Genomic DNA, 18,493 nt, shown 5'->3' with positions numbered 1-18,493 from the left:
CCACTCGTCAGGCCCCGCTGAAGACTCCGGCGCTGCTAATCCCGGATACCGATGCGAGATGCCACACCACCGGGCTGACCCCCGCGCCGCCGCCGCGATTGCGGCCGCGGCGGTTCCATTGCCGCCCATCGACGACCCGGCGGCAAGCCCGTTCCGCGGTCCGTTTGCCAATGCCACCGGCGTGCTGGCCGATTTGCTGGCCCGACACCGCGTGGTGCTCCTGGGCGAAAGTACGCACGGCACCGCCGAGTTCTATCATGCCCGCGCTGCCCTGACAGCGCACCTGGTGGCCCGGCACGGCTTCCGCATCATCGCGGTCGAGGCAGACTGGCCAGATGCCGCGGCAGTCGACCGCCACGTGCGCGGCCGCCCGCCACAGCCGGCCGAATCGCCCGGCGCAGCCTTTACACGCTTCCCGGTCTGGATGTGGCGCAACCTGGAGGTGGCGCGCTTTATCCGCTGGCTGCACACGCACAATGAAACCCTGGCGCCTGCGCAGCGCACTGGATTCTTCGGCCTCGATATCTACAGCCTGCGCGCTTCCATGGCTGCAGTGCTGGCCTACCTGGAGGGCGTAGATCCACAGGCCGCCCGAGCGGCGCGCGAGCGCTATGGCTGCCTGGAACCGTGGGGCCGGGATCCGGCGCGCTATGGGCGCGCCGTGCTGCACGGCACGCATGCCGACTGCGAGGATGCCGTCGTCGCACAGCTGCAGGCGCTGCTGGACAAACGGCTGGCCTATGCCCGGGCGGGTCACGAGGACTTTCTCGATGCCGCGCAGAACGCGCGCCTGGTCGCTTCAGCCGAGCGCTACTACCGCGTGATGTATCACGGCAGCGACGACAGCTGGAACCTGCGCGACACGCATATGTTTGAAACCCTGGCGCATCTGCTGCAGGCGCATGGCCCGCAAGCGCGCGCGGTGGTATGGGCGCACAACTCGCATATCGGGGATGCTTCGCAGACCGAGATGGGCGCCAGCCAGGGGCAGCTGAGTATCGGCCAGCTGTGCCGCGAGTCCTTCGGCGACGACGCCGCGCTGGTTGGCTTGAGCACTTACGACGGCACCGTCGCCGCGGCGACATCGTGGGACGGCCCGATGGAAATCAAGCAAGTGCGCCCTGCCCGTGCCGACAGCTACGAGCATCTGTTCCATGCGGCCGGCCATGCGCAAGCCTGGATCGACCTGCGCGGCCCGTCCGACGGCGCCAACGGCGGCGTGCAGGCCGAAGTGCGTCAGCTGCTGATGCCGGCACGGCAAGAGCGCTTTATCGGGGTGATCTACCGCCCCGAGACCGAACTGCAGAGCCACTATGCGCGCGCCACGCTGACGCGGCAATTCGATCTGCTGTTGTGGTTCGACCGTACGCGCGCGGTTCCGGCGCTGCCGGCGGAGCCCGCGCCGGGCGCGCCGGAGACCTGGCCTTACGGGCTCTGAAGTGGCCGCCTTGTCGCTTGCACGGACGCTCATCCGCCGGTGCGGTCCGGCGCAACCTGGATGCGATTGACGATCTCGCGCACACCGTCACAGCCGCGGACGCAGGCTTCGACTGCATCGCAGTCGGCCTGCGCGCCGATCGCGCCGCGCAGCGTCACGCGGCCTTGCGCCACGTCCACGGCAACCTCGCTCACGTCGAGGCCGGCGTCCCACAGGCGCGAGCACAGGGCCGCCTGCAGCGCCATATCCGCTGCCGTCGCGGCATTGCCACGGTGATTGGCTGGGTTCGGGGAACCGGTCATGCGCGCACTCTCCCGTCCGTGGGAACAACGCCTCAGTAGGTACGCATGCCGTGGCCCGGATGCGCTTGCGCTGCGCCAGTGCGCGCCACGTGCAAGTGGTTGACCAGATCCTTCACGCCGAAAACCTCGTCGGCAATATCCTCGATCCGGTACTTCTGCAGCCGGTCCGGCACACTTCCCTCCAGCGTCACCACGCCCTGCTCGACCCGGACTTCGACATCGTTGAGGTCCAGCCGCGCGCTGCGCGAGAGCTGCTCGCACAGGTCTTCGAGAATGCGCTCGTCCGTGCGCTGGTAATTGCGCGGCCCCACCGGACGCGCCCGCTGCGGCCCGCCCCGGTAGAGATCCATGCGCTCGTTGTAGCCGGTGAACTGGCGGTAAGGATCGGTCTGGCCCCGGGCGCGCGGCGCCGGCGCGTCCGGCGGCAAGCGCTCCGGCCGCCATTCCCACGCCCCGCGGCGCCCGCCAGACTCGTCCGGGTCCACCGGCTCGTCATAATCGTAGACCCCGTAGGCGCCCACGTAGTGACTGCGCATATCGGCTTCAGGCACCGCGCTCTCGTGCCATGGCTGGCCGCGCCAGTTGTCTCTGCGATCCATCGTCGTCTCCGCTTGCCCCGATTCGTCAGTCAGTCAGCGTGCCGCTACTTCTGCCGCGGCGGCACCAGCCCGCGGTCCGGTGCGCGCAGTTCGCCCTTGCGCAACTGCCGCACCGCGCACGCCAGCGCGCGCGCCACGTTGTCCACTTCACCCTGCACGCCAGTGTCTTGGTCCAGTGCCACGTGGCTGGTGGCATAGGGCTCGTAGTAGCCGATATACCGGTCCAGCCGCGCCTGCGGGCCCGCGTCGATCAGGCCCATCCAGTCGAGCCAGTCGGCCAGCGCGCGGCGCACGCCCTCGGTGCCGGCCACGTCGCCGTGCACCACCAGCCCGTAGGCGCGCCCGGACAGATGCTTGGGATAGTCCCAGCCGGACAGCTCCATCGCCTTGGCGCGCACCACGTCCTTGCCATGCGTGGTGGTGGGGTCGGGATTGCCGCCGTCGGCACAGACCAGCCGGTCCATCATCAGCTTCAGCGGGCTGGCGGCCTGGTACCAGTACACCGGCGTCACGATCAGCACGCCGTGGCAGGCCGCCCAGCGCGGATAGATTTCGTTCATCCAGTCGTTGACCTGGCCCAGCGCATGGTTGGGATAGCAGCTGCACGGCCAGTGGCACAACGGCATTGCGGTCGACACGCACGCCTTGCACGGATGGATGCGCAGGTCGGCATCTGAAGCGAGGTGGCTCAGGTCGAGCAGGTCGACCTCGATGCCGTCCGCCTCCAGCCGTTCCCGTGCGCGCCCGGCCAGGCGCCAGGATTTCGACACCTCGCCCGGGCAGGTGTAGTCGTTGCGCGCCGCGGCGCACACCAGCAACACGCGCGACGGTGTGGCGGGATCTGCCTGGCGCTGCTGTGCGCTGCGCACGGCCTCGCTGGCGGCGCGCCACTCGTCGGAGAGCTCGTAGTCCGGATCGGCATAGCCTGGCCCGGCCTTATGCGTGCGGGGTGCCTTGCGGCCTTCCTGATAGGCATCCCAGGCAATGTGTTCGAGGCGGTCCAGCGCCTCATCCTCCTGCCGGTATGCGGGATCCGCGAAGCGCGCAAGAAAGCGCTGGCGGAAAGCGTCGCGCGCCAGGGGAGTGGTCACCTGCCCCTTGCGCACATCTTCCGGGTTGCCGGGATGGCGCGGCGCACGCGGCGCATCCTGCGATGGCCGGGCTGGCGTGGGCGGGTGCTCGGGCATGACGGTCTCCGTACGGGATGCATGTCCCGCAGACATGCAAGATGAGCGCCATCCCCTGCGGGCATGCATTGCGCGCCGCGCCCTGCGTGGCGGCCGGCCGCGCGTGCAATTCGTTCGTTGCCTTGTAAGAAATGCGGTCTCGGCCGGCGGCTACGGGCTTGCCTGCGGCGTCCGGTACTGCTGCTGCAGCACGCGAAACAACTCGTGGCTGACCTGCACCCCACGGTACTGGCGGCGCACCAGGGCGCGCAGGCGCGAGCCCAGCACCTGCGTGCGCAGCGCCCGCGCATAGCGTCGCTGCACGGCGTGTTCACGCTTGCTGACCGCCTGCAGGATGGACCGGTCCGAGCCGTGCTTGCCGATCGCGCTTCCGGCCGACGCAGCCGGGGCTGCCGTCATGTCGGGCAGCTGCCCCAGGTCAAGCAGGCACGCCTGCAGCTCCCGCGCCGCTTGCGCAAACGCATTGGCGCGGCTGGTGAGCAGCGATTTCAGGTGGGGATTGGCCGCGGCCAGCGCTGCGACGCGGCAGCCAAGCTCGCCTTCGCGCGATGCCGCAATCAGCGCATTGAGCAACAGGATCTTCTTCTTCGCCATGACACACCTGCCCTGGTCCGCGCGCGGACCCGTGAAGTCACCGATCGGGGCCGGCTGCCGCCGGCGGTTGCTCGCTCGCGCCGGACGTGCGCCGCACGCCGGGCTCGTGCAAGGATAGCGGCTCGTCCCGCGCGCCGCCAGTGGCCGCAAGCGCGCACTGCGAGGCGGGCGGCCACGCCTTGCGGGCCTCGCGCATGCCGCGCAGGTTCATCGCGATCAGCGCCAGCTGCAGGACCACCAGCGCATTGGCGCCACCGTGCCAGCCCCAGGCAATCCACAGCACGTTGCTGGCAAGAAAGACCCAGAAGCCGGCGCGCCGGCGCGCGCTCCGGCGTGAGCCGACCAGCCAGGTGGCCACCACCGTCACCACCATCGCAGGCCATTGCGCTGCCTCCAGCCACCAGTCCATGCGTCTCCTTCCGCGGCCTTCCCACCGTGCCGGGAACAACACGCGCTGCCAGACAGCGGCAAGAAGCGTACCGGCTGGACACCGCGCCCGCATCGGCCCCATTGCCCTGCGCGTTCTTTCCATCGGCACGGCGCGCGCCGGTAGTTTTTACAAGCAGTAAGGCATCGCGCACATGAGATGCCGCGGCGCTTGCCCTTGAGGTGCCTTGGCTGGGCGCGCAATTGGAGACTGGCCGGGCGCGCTGGCACGCACTTCGCATGGCTGTGCCATCCCGCCGGCTGGCCGCAAGGCGCCGGAGCGGGATTTTGTTGCTCCGTCGGAGCGAAACACCGGGAGGATTTTGTGCGGATCTGCCAGATCGACCTGACCGGAACGTCCGATGCCGATGAACACGCGCTCCAGCGCGTGGCGGCACTGGGCTTCGACCACGTACTGATCGGCGGCTGGCCGCACCTGCCCGGCGAAGACGCTTTCGCGGCTTGCGCCCGGCACGGGCTGGCCCCGCTGCTCGACATCTCACTGGACCGCTATGCGGTCGACCCCGCCGACGGCACCGGGCCAGCACCCGACCCTGGCTGGATCGACAGTGCGCTCCCAGCCTTCGCCCCACACGAGACCGACAGCCACATCCCCGGCGCGCGCCTGCGCTGGCATGACCAGCAAGCGGCCGAGGCGCTGGTGCAGTGGTGGGCGGCCCGGCTGCGCCAGGCTTGGGTGGCAGGCGCGGCGGGCTTCTGCTGCCGTGCGCCGGCACGCGTGCACGGCAGGCATTGGGCCGCGGTGACCGGCACGCTGCGCAGCGATGCTGTGCCGGCACAGGCGCGCGGTGCGCCATGCTTCCTGGCATGGACGCCCGGGCTGACGCCGGCGCAACTGGACGATCTCGCGCCCGCCGGCTTCGACGGCGCATTCTGCTCGCTGCCGTGGTGGGATTTTCGCAGCCCCTGGCTGACCGAGGAAATCGCGCGGCTGCGCCCCTTCGGCCGGGTGCTGGCCGCCCCAGCGCTGACGCCGGCAAGCCATGACGCACTCAGCGCGCGGCGTGCGCTGTGGACCGCCGCGGCGATCGGCGACGGCATCCTGGTGCCGGCCGGCTTCGAGACCGGCGGCGCGCTGGCACGCGACCCGCTGGCCACGGATGGTGCCCCGCATCAGGGCGCGCCGTACGACATCACCCACGAGCTGCTGGAAACCAATACCTGGCTGGCTGCGCGCGATCCGGCGCCGGCACTGGCCGTGCGCCTGCTGAGCGGACCCGACGCGCCGCTGACGGTGCTGGCACGGCTGCCTGTGCCGGACGGCGCCTGCCCCGCTCCCGACGCCGCCGGTACCCGTAGCGACCCTGAGGTACCGGACGGTGCCCCCGCCCTGGCAGTGGTGCTCAATCCAGACCCCGCGGCGCCCGGCACGCTGGGCGCCGACCGCGTGCTGAGCGCGCTGCCGCACGCCAGCGCGCACCTGGAATCGTCACTGGGCGGCCCGGGCGGGACGGTCGATGCCAACCACCGGCTCGATGCGCTGGCCAGCATCACGCTGGCACCGGCCGATATCCGCCTCTACGAAGTGCCCCCGGTGCCCCTGACGCGGCCCGGCATGCCGGCAGCCGACGCGCGCGCGCCGCACGGCCATGAAACGCTGGCCGCCACCGGCCTGGGCAGCGTGGTGGCGGCAATGGAGGCCCCGCGGATCGCCATCGAGCACGTCGAGCCCGCCTGCAACGAAGGCCGCTTCGCGGTGCGGCGCGTGGTGGGCGAGCGCGTGACCGTCAGTGCCGATATCTGGATGGATGGCCACGACAAGCTTGCCGCCACGGTGTTGTGGCGTGCGCCGGGCGAGACTGGCTGGCACCAGGCGCCGATGCAGCCCGTGATCAACGACCGCTGGGAAGGCAGTTTCCCGCTGGTGGCGCTGGGCCGGCATGAATTCACGGTCGAGGCCTGGCGCGACACCTTCGCCAGCTGGCTCGACGAGATCGGCAAGAAGCGCGCGGCCGGCCTCAACGTGGCGCTGGAGATCGAGGAAGGCGCGCGGCTGGTGGCCGATGCGCTGCTGCAGCCTGCCAGGAACGGGAAGCAGGGCAATGGCGGGAAGAACACCCGGACGGCAACCGCGGACACCGAGCTCTCAGCCATCGTCGACGAACTGATCACCGCTGCCGGCGATGACGCTCGCCGGCAGGAGATCCTGCTGTCGCCACGCACCGAGGCCGCGATGCAGGCAGTGATGGCAACCCCGGCGGGTCGCCCGTTTGCCTCGCGTCATCCGGTGGCCATGCCGGTCGAGGCCGATCGCCTGGCCGCGCGCTACGCCAGCTGGTACGAGCTGTTCCCGCGCTCGCAAAGCAACGACGAGACCCGCCACGGCACCTTCGACGATGTCATCGCCAGGCTGCCCGCGATTCGCGCGATGGGCTTCGACGTGCTCTACTTCACGCCGATCCACCCGATCGGCCGCACCCACCGCAAGGGCCGCAACAACAGCCTGCGCGCCGAGCCGGGCGATCACGGCAGCCCCTACGCCATCGGCGGCAAGGAAGGCGGCCACGATGCGCTGCATCCCGAGCTCGGCACCTTTGAAGACTTCCGCCGCCTGCGCGACGCGGCGGCCAGACATGGCCTGGAGCTGGCACTGGACTTCGCCATCCAGTGCTCGCCCGACCATCCGTGGCTGCGCGACCACCCGGAATGGTTCGCACACCGCCCGGACGGTTCGCTGCGCTATGCCGAGAACCCGCCCAAGAAGTACGAGGACATCGTCAACGTCGATTTCTACGCCGCAGCGCCCGCGGGCGCCGCGCTATGGCAGGCCCTGCGCGACGTGGTGATGTTCTGGGCCGACCAGGGCGTGCGCATCTTCCGCGTCGACAACCCGCACACCAAGCCGCTGCCGTTCTGGGAGTGGATGATCGCCGACGTGCGCGCGCGCCACCCCGACACCATCTTCCTGGCCGAGGCCTTCACCCGGCCCAAGATGATGGCGCGGCTGGCCAAGCTGGGCTTCAGCCAGTCATACACGTACTTCACCTGGCGCAATGCCAAGTGGGAGCTGACCGAATACCTGACCGAGCTGACGCAAAGCCCGCTGCGCGACTTCTTCCGGCCTCACTTCTTCGTCAACACCCCTGACATCAACCCCTACTTCCTGCACCAGGGCGGGCGCCCCGCGTTCCTGATCCGCGCGGCGCTGGCCACGCTGCTGTCGGGGCTGTGGGGCATGTACAGCGGCTTCGAGTTGTGCGAGAGCGCGCCCTTTGTGCTGAACGGCAAGGTGCGCGAGGAATATCTCGATTCCGAGAAATACCAGCTGCGCGTGCGCGACTGGCAGCAGCCCGGCAATATCGTCGCGGAGATCTCACGGCTCAACGAGATCCGCGCCGGGCACCCGGCGCTGCAGAACCACCTGGGGCTGCGCTTCTACCATGCCGGCAGCGACGCCGTGCTGTGGTTCGCGCGCTTCATGCCGGGCACCGACTACCTGTTCGGCGACGACGTGCTGCTGGCCGCGATCAACCTGGATCCGCGCACGGCGCACGAGACCGACATCGAAATCCCGTTGTGGGAATGGGGGCTGCCCGACCAGGCCGGCCTGGCGGTGCACGACCTGATGCACGGCCGGCGCTTCGAGCTGCGCGGCAAGCACCAGCGCATCCGGCTCGATCCGGCGCAACTGCCGTTCACGGTCTGGCATGTGCGCCCGCTGGAGCGCCCCGCTCCCCGCCCACCCTCGGCGCCGGCCTCGACCGACCCGCACGGCGCCTGACAGGCATACGTGGAGACACGGATGAAACGCCTTACCGAAACCGGCAGTGCCGCCCTGCTCAACGCCGATCCGCTCTGGTACAAGGACGCGATCATCTACCAGCTCCACATCAAGTCCTTCTACGACGCCAACGGCGACGGCGTGGGCGATTTTGCCGGGTTGCTGGCCAAGCTCGACTACCTGGTCAACCTGGGTGTGGACACGGTCTGGCTGCTGCCGTTCTATCCGTCGCCGCGCCGCGACGACGGCTACGACATCGCCGACTACCGCAACGTCCACCCCGACTACGGCACGCTGGCCGAGGCGCGCCGCTTTATCGCCGCGGCGCACGCGCGCGGACTGCGCGTGATCACCGAGCTGGTGATCAACCACACCTCCGACCAGCATCCGTGGTTCCAGCGCGCGCGCGCCGCCAAGCCCGGCTCGGCGGCACGGCGCTACTACGTGTGGTCGGACCATGACCAGGCCTACGCCGGCACCCGCATCATCTTCTGCGACACCGAGAAGTCCAACTGGAGCTGGGACCCGGTGGCGGGCGCCTACTTCTGGCACCGCTTCTACTCGCACCAGCCGGACCTGAACTTCGACAACCCGCAGGTGCTCAACGAGGTGCTGTCGGTGATGCGCTACTGGCTCGACATGGGCGTCGACGGGCTGCGCCTGGACGCGGTGCCCTACCTGGTCGAGCGCGAAGGCACCAGCAACGAGAACCTGCCCGAGACCCATGCCGTCATCCGCCATATCCGTGCCCACCTGGACGCGCGCTTCCCCGGCCGCATGCTGCTGGCAGAAGCCAATATGTGGCCGGAGGACGCGCAGCAGTACTTTGGCCTGACCGGGCCGGAGCCGGAAGGCGACGAATGCCACATGGCCTTCCACTTCCCGCTGATGCCGCGCATGTACATGGCGATCGCGCGCGAAGACCGCTTCCCGATCACCGACATCATGCGCCAGACGCCGGAGGTGCCGCCCAACTGCCAGTGGGCCATCTTCCTGCGCAACCATGACGAACTGACGCTGGAGATGGTGACCAGCAGCGAGCGCGACTACCTGTGGGAGGTCTACGCCACCGACCGGCGCGCCCGCATCAACCTGGGCATCCGCCGCCGGCTGGCCCCCCTGATGGAGCGCGACCGCCGCCGCATCGAGCTGATGAACAGCCTGCTGTTCTCGATGCCGGGCACGCCGGTGATCTACTACGGCGACGAGATCGGCATGGGCGACAACATCCACCTGGGCGACCGCGACGGCGTGCGCACGCCGATGCAGTGGTCACCCGACCGCAACGGCGGCTTCTCGCACGCCGACCCCGAGCGCCTGGTGCTGCCGCCGCTGCAAGGCCCGCTGTATGGCTACGAAGCCGTCAACGTCGAGGCGCAGGCGCGCGACCCGCATTCGCTGCTGAACTGGATGCGGCGCATGCTGGCGCTGCGGCGCAAGCACCGCGCCTTCGGCCGCGGCACGCTGCGCTTCCTGTTTCCGGGCAACCGCAAGATCCTGGCCTACCTGCGCGAATACGAGGACGAGCACATCATGTGCGTGGCCAACCTGTCGCGCGCGCCGCAGGCCGTCGAACTGGACCTGTCCGCCTTCAACGGCCGCGTGCCGGTGGAGATGATGGGCGCCACGCCGTTCCCGGCCATCGGCACGCTGACCTACCTGCTCACGCTGCCGCCTTACGGCTTCTACTGGTTCGTACTCAGTGACGAGGCGCAGCCCCCGTCATGGCACGTGGAAGCACCCGAGCAGATGCCGGACCAGATCACCCTGGTGATGCAGAACACGAGCCGGCCGGAGCTGACCGACGCCTCGCGCCGCATCATGGCCAGCGACGTGCTGCCGCACTACATCAGCCGGCGCCGCTGGTTCGGCGCCAAGCACGAGCGCATCGAGCGCATCGACCTGGCGTACCTGCTGCCATTTGCGCGCGGCAGCAGCGGCGAAGATGTCTACCTGGGCGAGGTGGAGGTGACCCTGCCTGGCCGCACCGAACGCTACCAGCTGCCGCTGGGCATCCTGTGGGACCGCGAGAGCGCCGACAGCGTGTCGCAGCTGGCACATGGACTGTCGATGGCGCGCGTGCGCCAGGGCAGCCGCGTGGGGCTGGCCACCGACGGTTTCGTGGTCGAGCCCTTTGCGCGCGAGGTGGTGCGCGCGCTGCGCAATGACGTGCAGATGCACGCCGGCAACGACATCATCCACTTCCGCGCCGAAGCCGGCCTGGCCGCGCTGGAACTGGAGCGCGACCCGATCGAATACATGTCGGCAGAGCAGTCCAACAGCTCGCTGTCCTATAACAACACCGCCGTGCTCAAGATGGTGCGCCGGGTCTCTGGCGGCATCCACCCCGAGGCCGAGATGACGCGCTACCTGACCGTGCAGGGCTATGCGCACGCGGCGCCGCTGCTGGGCGAGGTGGTGCGCACCGGACCGGATGGCGTGCCGCATACGCTGATGCTGCTGCAGGGCTATGTCCTGAACCAGGGCAATGGCTGGGACTGGACCCTGGACTACCTGGGCCGCGCCATCGATGACGCGCTGCCCTCGCAGGAGAGCGAGGACGAGTTTGCCGAGGCCATGAACGGCTATGCCGCGCTGGCTGGCACGCTCGGCCGCCGGCTCGCCGAACTCCATGCGGTGCTGGCACGGCCCAGCGGCGACGACGCGTTCGCGCCGTTGCCGGCCACCGAAGGCGATGCGCGCGCGTGGGCCGAGCAAGCCTTGCGTGCGCTGCAGCGCGCCCTGACGCGGCTGGAGTCCGCGCCCGCCACCGTGCCGGGACCGGTGCGCCAGGGCTTCGAGGCCGACGTGCAGACCCTGCTGGCCGCGCGCGACGCGCTGCCCGCGCTGGTCGAACAGCTCGCCGCTGCCGCGCCGGGCAGCCTGCAGACACGCATCCACGGCGACTTCCACCTGGGCCAGGTGCTGATTGCGCAGAACGACACCTACCTGGTCGACTTCGAAGGCGAGCCCGGCCTGCCGCTGGACTGGCGCCGGCGCAAGACCTCGCCGCTGCGCGATGTGGCCGGGCTGCTGCGCTCGCTTGACTACGCCGCGGCCACGGTCGGCACCGACCGCCAGGAGCGCACCCACAGCGAACTGCCGCCGCAGCTGGCCGAACGCCGCGCGGTGCTGCTGGAGCGCTTCCGCAGCACCGCCAGCGAAGCCCTCCTGAACTGCTACCACCTGCACATGCAGGACTCGGGCACACCCTGGGCCGCGCCCGGCCAGCTGCAGCCATTGCTGGACCTGTTCCTGCTGGAACGGGCAGCCTATGAGGTCGACTACGAAGCCGCCAACCGCGTGGCTTGGATCGACCTGCCGGTCAGCGGCCTGGCGCGCCTGGTGCGCAAGCTGCTGGCGCCGGGAGACCAGCCATGACCCCCGCCCATGGCACGCAGCCCGGCATGCTGCCGGGCCACGAGTTCGAGGCCTTGCTTGGTGCGCGCCACCATGATCCGTTTGCCGTGCTGGGCCCGCACCCTGACGGCGACGGCACGCTGGTGCGCGCCTGCCTGCCAGGGGCGGCGTCGGTGCAGCTGACCGATGCCGGCGGCACGCCACTGGCGGAGATGGCACGGCTGCATGGCGGCGGCGTCTTCGCCGCGCGGCTGCCGCGCGAATACAAGGGCGGTGCGCCCGATTACCGGCTGCGCGTGCAATGGTCCGACGGCAGCGGGCAGTGCGGCGCCGACCCTTACGCCTTTGGCCTGCTGCTGGGTGAGCTGGACCTGCACCTGATCGCCGAGGGCCGCCACTTCGAGCTCGGCGCCTGCCTGGGCGCGCAGTGGCAGCGCGTGGACGGCATCGACGGCGTGCGCTTTGCCGTATGGGCGCCGAACGCGCGGCGGGTCTCTGTGATCGCTGACTTCAACGGCTGGCATCCGGCGCGGCACCCGATGCGGCTGCGCCACCCCAGCGGCATCTGGGAGCTGTTCATCCCCGCCGCACTGGGCGCGCAGCCCGGCAGCCGCTACAAGTACGACCTGCTCGACCCGCACGGCACCGAGCTGCCGGACAAGGCCGACCCGCTCGCGCTGGCCACCGAGGCGCCCCCCGCCACCGCCTCGGTGGTGGCCGGACCGGGCCAGGGCGCGCCCCCCTTCGCCTGGCATGACGCCGACTGGATGGCGCGCCGCGGCGGCGCCGATCCCTACGCAGCGCCGATGTCGGTCTACGAGGTCCACGCTCTGTCGTGGCTGCGCGCGGCCAACGACACGCAGCGCGGCTGGGAGATCCTGGCCGAGCGGCTGGTGCCATACGTGCAGGAACTGGGCTTTACGCATATCGAACTGCTGCCGATCACCGAGCATCCGTTCGGCGGCTCGTGGGGCTACCAGCCGCTGTCGCTGTATGCGCCCACCGCGCGGCTGGGGCCGCCGCAGGCCTTCGCCGCCTTTATCGACCGCTGCCACCAGGCCGGCATCGGCGTGCTCCTGGACTGGGTGCCCGCGCACTTCCCGACCGATCCGCACGGGCTGGCGCGCTTCGACGGCACCGCCCTGTATGAGCACGAGGACCCGCGCGAAGGCTTCCACCAGGACTGGAACACCCTGATCTACAACCTCGGCCGCAACGAGGTGCGCGGCTTCCTGCTGGCCGGCGCGCTGCACTGGCTGGAGCACTTCCACGCCGACGGCCTGCGCGTGGACGCGGTGGCATCCATGCTCTACCGCGACTACAGCCGCGAGCCCGGCCAGTGGGTGCCGAACCGCTTCGGCGGCCGGGAAAACCTGGAAGCCATCGACTTCCTGCGCGAACTGAACGCCGTGGTCCACGAACGCTGCCCCGGTGCGCTGACCATCGCCGAAGAATCCACCGCCTGGCCCGGCGTGACCGCCAGCGTCGCCAGCGGCGGGCTTGGCTTCGACTTCAAGTGGAACATGGGCTGGATGCACGACACGCTGCATTATCTCGGTCACGAGCCCGTCCATCGCGCCTGGCACCACCAGGACATGACCTTCGGGCTGGTCTATGCGTGGTCCGAGGCCTTCGTGCTGCCGCTGTCGCATGACGAGGTGGTGCACGGCAAGGCCTCGATGATCGGCAAGGTGCCCGGCGACGAGTGGCAGCGCTTTGCCGGCCTGCGCGCCTACTACGGCTTCATGTGGGCGCACCCGGGCAAGAAGCTGCTGTTCATGGGCGGCGAACTGGCGCAGTGGCAGGAATGGAACCACGATGCCGAGCTTGACTGGGCCTTGCTGGACCACCCCATGCACCGCGGCATGCACACGCTGGTGCGGGATCTGAACCGCCTCTACCGGGAGCTGCCCGCGCTGCATGCGCTGGACCACCGCCCGGAAGGCTTCCAGTGGGTGGTGGGCGACGACAACCATAACAGCGTGTTTGCGTGGCTGCGCCGCGCGGGCCCATACAGCCGCGAAGTGGTGCTGGTGGTGGTCAACATGACCCCGGTGCCGCGCTATGGCTACCGGCTCGGGGTGCCGTATGCCGGCGCCTGGCAGGAATGCCTGAATACCGATGCCGCCGTGTATGGCGGCACCAATGTCGGCAACAGCGGCGCGGTAGCGGCAGTGGACGTGCCTTCGCACGGGCAGCCGGCTTCGCTCGCGCTGACGCTGCCGCCGCTGGCCACGCTGGTGCTGCGCTTCGATCCTGGTGGCGGCATCCAGGGCGCATCGACATGAGCCGACAGTTCGCGGACCGGCTGCTGCCGGGCAAGCCGTATCCCCTCGGGGCCCACTGGGACGGCCTGGGTGTCAATTTCGCGGTGTTCTCGGCCCATGCCTCGCGCATCGACCTGTGCCTGTTCTCCGACAACGGGCGCAAGGAGCTGGCGCGCCTGCAGCTGCCGGAACGCACCGACGAGATCTGGCACGGCTACCTGCCCGATGCGGCGCTCGGCACGCTGTACGGCTACCGCGCGCACGGCCCCTACGATCCCGCGCACGGCCACCGCTTCAACCCGCACAAGCTGCTGCTCGACCCGTATGCGCGCCAGTTGAGCGGCCCGGTGCGCTGGTCCGATGCGCTGTTCGGCTACCGCCTGCAAAGCGCGCGCGGCGACCTGACACCGGACCGCCGCGACAGCGCCCCCACCATGCCCAAGGCGGTGGTGGTCGACGAGAGCTTCCACTGGGGCGACGACCGCCCGCCCGCGGTGCCGTGGCCGTCCACCGTCATCTATGAAGCCCACCTGCGGGGCCTGTCGATGCTGCGCGGCGATCTGCTGCCCAACCTGCGCGGCTCCTTCGCCGCGCTGTGCGACCCGCGCTTTATCGACCACCTGGTGCAGCTCGGCATCACCACCGTCGAGCTGCTGCCGGTCCATGCCATCCTGCAGGACCGCTTCCTGCTGGAGCGCGGACTGCGCAACTACTGGGGCTACAACACCATGGCGTACTTCGCGCCGGAGCCCGCCTACCTGGGCACCGGGCAACTGCAGGAGTTCAAGGTGGCGATGCGGCGCCTGCACGCGGCCGGCATCGAAGTGATCCTGGACGTGGTCTACAACCATACCTGCGAGGGCAACGAGCTGGGGCCGACGGTGTCGTGGCGCGGGCTGGACAACGCCAGCTACTACCGGCTGGTGCCGGGCGACGAGCGCCACTACATCAACGACACCGGCTGCGGCAATACGCTCAACCTGTCGCATCCGCGCGTGCTGCAGATGGTGATGGACTCGTTGCGCTACTGGGTGCACTGCTACCACGTCGATGGCTTCCGCTTCGACCTGGGCACCACCCTCGGGCGCGAGGGCAACGGCTTCGATGCGGGCTCGGGCTTTTTCGATGCACTGATGCAGGATCCGGTGCTGAGCCGCGTCAAGCTGATCTCCGAGCCGTGGGACCTGGGCCCGGGCGGCTACCAGCTTGGCAACCACCCGCCCGGCTTTGCCGAGTGGAACGACAAGTTCCGCGACGTGGCGCGCCGCTTCTGGCGCGGCGACGCCGGCCACCGCGGCGAACTGGCGGCTCGGCTGGCGGCCTCGGCCGACCTCTTCGACCGCCGCCACCGGCGCCCGTGGGCCAGCATCAACTTCATCACCGCACACGACGGCTTCACGCTGGCCGACCTGGTCAGCTACAGCAGCAAGCACAACGAGGCCAACGGCGAAGACAACCGCGACGGCACCGACGACAACGCCAGCGCCAACTGGAGCCCCGACGGCAGCATCGAAGGCCCCACCGACGACCCCGCCATCCTGGCCTGCCGCGCGCGCGTGGCGCAGGCACTGATGGCCACGCTGCTGCTGTCGCAGGGCACGCCGATGCTGACCGCCGGCGATGAATGGGGCCGCAGCCAGCAAGGCAACAACAACGCCTACTGCCAGGACGACGAGATCTCGTGGCTGGACTGGAAGCAGGCCCAGACGCCCGGCGCCCAGCCGCTGCAGCACATGGTGCGCCGCCTGCTGGACCTGCGCCGGCGGCTGCACTCCCTGGCCGGCGACCGCTTCGCGCACGGGCGCGAGGAACCGGCGCAGGGCATTGCCGATATTGCCTGGTTCGATACCGACGGCAAACCGCCCACCCCCGAGGAATGGGCCGACCCGGAGATCCGCACGCTCGCGCTGCGCCGCGCGGCCGCGCCGCCCCAACCGGAGCGCGCGCAGCTGGGCTCGCTGGCGCAGGACGAAGAGAACGATGCCGGCGCCGTGCAGGTAACCTTGCTGCTGCTCAACGCCGGCGATGCCGAGGCCTCCTTCCTGCTGCCCGGGCCCACGCTGGCCTGGAAACTGCTGTTCGACAGCAGCCGGCCCGACGCCACCGAGGCCGAACTCGCGGGCGAGGCGGTCGCCGACAGCCAGGCGGTGGCGGGCCACTCGCTGGTGCTGCTGGCGGCCCAGGCCCGCAGCCGCCAGAGCGCGCCCCAGGAAAGCCCGCCGCTGGGCGCGCCGCAGGAGGCACAGGCATGAGCCGGCGCGCCACCCGCCACGACACGCCCACGGCGCTGCATGCGCTGGCACTGCGCGCGGGCCTGCTGCCCCGGTGGACGGATGCCTGGAACCAGCCCCAGACCGTGTCCGACGCCGCACTGCGGCGCGTCCTGGACGGCCTGGGCCTGCCTTGCGCCACCACTGGCCAGTGCGAAGCGTCGCGCGCATGGCTTGCCTCCGATGACGCCGCGCATGCACTGCCGCCGCTGGTCACCGCCGAGCGCGGCAAGCCGGTGGCGGTGCCGTGGCCACATACCCTGCCGCAGCGGTCCTACCGGCTGACGCTGGAAGACGGCGCCATCGTCACCGGCACCGCGGAGCGTGGCAACGATGGCAGCGCGCGCGACAGCGACGGCACCATGCTGCTGCCCGCCATCGACGTATGCGGCTACCACCGCCTGGAACTCGGCGATGCGCACACCGTGCTGGCAATCGCTCCGCCGCGCTGCTACGGCGTTGCCGATGCGCTGCGGCACGCCGGCCGCGCGGGCGAACTGACCCGGCCCTGGGGCCTGGCAGTGCAGCTCTACGGCCTGCGCCGCGGCGCGCCCTGCGGCCTGGGCGACCTGAGCGCGCTGACCCAGTGCTGCATCAGCGCAGCCGGCGCCAGCGCCGACGCCGTCGCCATCAACCCGCTGCACGCCGGCTTTGCCGCCCTGCCCGAGCGCTATAGCCCGTATGCGCCGTCCAGCCGCCTGTTCCTGAATCCGCTCTATGCCGACCCCGCCGTGCAATTCGGGCAGGCCGCGGTAGACTGGGCCGTCGCCGCGCTCGGCGCGGGCGAGTCGCTGCAAGCGCTGGAAGCCCGCAGCGAGATCGACTGGGTCAAGCTGACGCCGCTGCGCTACGCCATCCTGCGGTGGCTATGGGAGCGCAGCGATGCGCTGCTGCCGCGCGCGGCGCTCGATGACTGCGCCGCCTTTCGCGCGCGCGGCGGCACCGCGTTGCACGCGCACGCATGCTACGAGGCGATCCAGGCCCGGCGCCTGGCCGACAGCGCCAACGGCATGAACCACAACCCCGCGCCTGACTGGCGCTGCTGGCCGGTCACGCTGCGCGCGCCCGGCGATGCCGCCGTGGCGGCCTTTGCACAGGCCCATGCCGATGAGGTCGCCTACCACGCTTTCCTGCAATGGATTACGGCCGACGGCATGGCACGCGCGCAGCGTGCGGCGCGCGGCGCGGGCATGGCGGTCGGCATCGTCTCCGACCTGGCGGTGGGGGCCGACCCTGGCGGCAGTCAGGCCTGGACGCGGCAACAGGAAATCCTGGCGGGCTTCCATGCCGGCGCACCGCCGGACCTGTACAACCCGCTCGGGCAGGACTGGGGCGTGGCGGTGTTCTCGCCGCGCGGGCTGCGCCGCCGCGGCTACGCGGCCTTCCTGGAGATGCTGCGCGCCAACCTGGCCCATGCCGGCGGGCTGCGCATCGACCATGTGCTGGGCCTGGCACGCATGTGGCTGGTGCCTGCCGGTGCCCCGGCCAGTGAAGGCGCCTACCTGCGCTATCCGCTGCAGGACATGTTGCGGCTGGTGGCGCTGGAATCATGGCGGCACCGCGCCATCATCATCGGCGAAAACCTGGGCACGGTGCCGCCGGAGCTGAATGCGGCGCTGTCGGCCCGTGGCGTGCTGGGCATCGATGTGCTGTGGTTCCAGCGCGAAGAGAGCGCGCCAGTGGATGCGGCCGAGGCAGCTCAGCGGGTGCCCGCCCCGGCGCCCGACACCGTGCCGGCCTTCCTGCCTCCCGCAGCCTGGCCGCCCGATGCCATCGCCACCACCTCGACCCACGACCTCCCCACAGTCACCGGCTGGTGGGCCGGCCGCGACCTTGCGTGGCGCGACCGGCTGCACCTGCTGGCGCCGGGCGAAACCCTCGCGGCGATGCAGGCCGGCCGTGCGCGCGAGCGCGGCGCGCTCTGGCAGGCGCTGTGCGCAGCGGGGCTGTGCAGCGGCGCCGTGCCGGACCCCGCCGATGCCCCGCTCGATGCCGTGCTGGCGTGGCTGGGCACCGCGCGCACCGCCATGCGCCTGGTGCCGCTGGAAGACCTGCTGGGCGAGGCCGAGCAACCCAACCTGCCCGGCACCACCAGCGTCCACCCCAACTGGCAGCGCCGGCTCGACGCCGATGTACGTGCGCTGTTCGATACCCCGATGGTGCGGGCGCGCGCCAACGCCCTGCGCGGCGGCCGCCACGGCGCACGCCGTCCGCCGCCACGCGCGTAGCCACGGCTCGCCCGCAAAAAGTGCCGCTTGCAAGACCAGCTCCGCGATCTCCCTGCAGGGATTGCTCCATCCACTAAGCT

General features: G+C 70.4%; 11 protein-coding genes. 6 read left to right on the top strand and 5 right to left on the bottom strand.

The genetic code is table 11. The annotated features are described in order from the left end of the window. Positions 1-58 precede the first annotated feature (58 nt). Positions 59-1,438 (top strand): erythromycin esterase family protein, encoded by a 1,380-nt coding sequence (locus AC3WQZ_RS00385; protein ID WP_439669130.1) that lies wholly within the window; start codon positions 59-61, stop codon positions 1,436-1,438. A gap of 29 nt (positions 1,439-1,467) precedes the next feature. On the opposite strand, the gene AC3WQZ_RS00380 is transcribed toward AC3WQZ_RS00385, so the two are convergent. The 5 genes from AC3WQZ_RS00380 to AC3WQZ_RS00360 all read right to left on the bottom strand — a co-directional run bounded on the left by AC3WQZ_RS00380 (position 1,468) and on the right by AC3WQZ_RS00360 (position 4,529). After that, positions 1,468-1,740, bottom strand: coding sequence for a BON domain-containing protein (locus tag AC3WQZ_RS00380; protein ID WP_010814538.1), 273 nt, complete (start codon positions 1,738-1,740; stop codon positions 1,468-1,470). Positions 1,741-1,772: 32 nt separating this feature from the next. Further along, complete coding sequence (locus AC3WQZ_RS00375) at positions 1,773-2,339, bottom strand: BON domain-containing protein (protein WP_011617304.1); 567 nt, start codon at positions 2,337-2,339, stop codon at positions 1,773-1,775. 44 nt (positions 2,340-2,383) lie between these two features. Continuing rightward, a complete protein-coding gene (locus tag AC3WQZ_RS00370) occupies positions 2,384-3,526 on the bottom strand; it encodes a flavodoxin family protein (protein ID WP_492299749.1) in 1,143 nt (380 codons plus the stop codon). Positions 3,527-3,676: 150 nt separating this feature from the next. Next, the gene (locus AC3WQZ_RS00365) at positions 3,677-4,120 is read right to left on the bottom strand and encodes a PA2169 family four-helix-bundle protein (RefSeq protein WP_010814541.1); all 444 of its coding nucleotides are present in this window, start codon (positions 4,118-4,120) and stop codon (positions 3,677-3,679) included. A gap of 37 nt (positions 4,121-4,157) precedes the next feature. Beyond that, complete coding sequence (locus AC3WQZ_RS00360; RefSeq protein ID WP_492299747.1) at positions 4,158-4,529, bottom strand: hypothetical protein; 372 nt, start codon at positions 4,527-4,529, stop codon at positions 4,158-4,160. Positions 4,530-4,871: 342 nt separating this feature from the next. Between AC3WQZ_RS00360 and AC3WQZ_RS00355 the strand changes: the two genes are divergently transcribed. Genes AC3WQZ_RS00355 through malQ form a run of 5 tightly spaced genes read left to right on the top strand, consistent with a single transcriptional unit; the run spans position 4,872 to position 18,413 of the window. Further along, a complete protein-coding gene (locus AC3WQZ_RS00355) occupies positions 4,872-8,288 on the top strand; it encodes a maltotransferase domain-containing protein (protein ID WP_492299746.1) in 3,417 nt (1,138 codons plus the stop codon). Between the two features lie 21 nt (positions 8,289-8,309). After that, the gene (gene treS / locus AC3WQZ_RS00350) at positions 8,310-11,669 is read left to right on the top strand and encodes a maltose alpha-D-glucosyltransferase (protein ID WP_492299744.1); all 3,360 of its coding nucleotides are present in this window, start codon (positions 8,310-8,312) and stop codon (positions 11,667-11,669) included. After that, positions 11,666-13,936, top strand: a complete 2,271-nt coding sequence (gene glgB, locus AC3WQZ_RS00345; RefSeq protein ID WP_010814545.1) for a 1,4-alpha-glucan branching protein GlgB — start codon at positions 11,666-11,668, stop codon at positions 13,934-13,936. The genes treS and glgB overlap by 4 nt, the downstream gene beginning before the upstream one ends. After that, a complete protein-coding gene (gene glgX, locus AC3WQZ_RS00340) occupies positions 13,933-16,167 on the top strand; it encodes a glycogen debranching protein GlgX (RefSeq protein ID WP_010814546.1) in 2,235 nt (744 codons plus the stop codon). Before glgB ends, glgX begins: the two co-directional genes overlap by 4 nt. Next, positions 16,164-18,413, top strand: coding sequence for a 4-alpha-glucanotransferase (gene malQ / locus AC3WQZ_RS00335; protein WP_492299742.1), 2,250 nt, complete (start codon positions 16,164-16,166; stop codon positions 18,411-18,413). Before glgX ends, malQ begins: the two co-directional genes overlap by 4 nt. Positions 18,414-18,493 lie beyond the last annotated feature (80 nt).

This window comes from Cupriavidus sp. FW305-26 (assembly GCF_058787975.1).
Note: the sequence above shows the minus strand (reverse complement) of the source record. Positions and strands in the feature narration are given on the sequence as shown.

Coding starts and splice junctions, on each gene's coding strand:
- AC3WQZ_RS00375 (WP_011617304.1), bottom strand. CDS start 2,339: ATGGATCGCAGAGACAACTGGCGCGGCCAGCCATGGCACGAGAGCGCG.
- AC3WQZ_RS00380 (WP_010814538.1), bottom strand. CDS start 1,740: ATGACCGGTTCCCCGAACCCAGCCAATCACCGTGGCAATGCCGCGACG.
- glgB (WP_010814545.1), top strand. CDS start 11,666: ATGACCCCCGCCCATGGCACGCAGCCCGGCATGCTGCCGGGCCACGAG.
- AC3WQZ_RS00360 (WP_492299747.1), bottom strand. CDS start 4,529: ATGGACTGGTGGCTGGAGGCAGCGCAATGGCCTGCGATGGTGGTGACG.
- AC3WQZ_RS00385 (WP_439669130.1), top strand. CDS start 59: ATGCCACACCACCGGGCTGACCCCCGCGCCGCCGCCGCGATTGCGGCC.
- glgX (WP_010814546.1), top strand. CDS start 13,933: ATGAGCCGACAGTTCGCGGACCGGCTGCTGCCGGGCAAGCCGTATCCC.
- AC3WQZ_RS00365 (WP_010814541.1), bottom strand. CDS start 4,120: ATGGCGAAGAAGAAGATCCTGTTGCTCAATGCGCTGATTGCGGCATCG.
- malQ (WP_492299742.1), top strand. CDS start 16,164: ATGAGCCGGCGCGCCACCCGCCACGACACGCCCACGGCGCTGCATGCG.
- AC3WQZ_RS00370 (WP_492299749.1), bottom strand. CDS start 3,526: ATGCCCGAGCACCCGCCCACGCCAGCCCGGCCATCGCAGGATGCGCCG.
- treS (WP_492299744.1), top strand. CDS start 8,310: ATGAAACGCCTTACCGAAACCGGCAGTGCCGCCCTGCTCAACGCCGAT.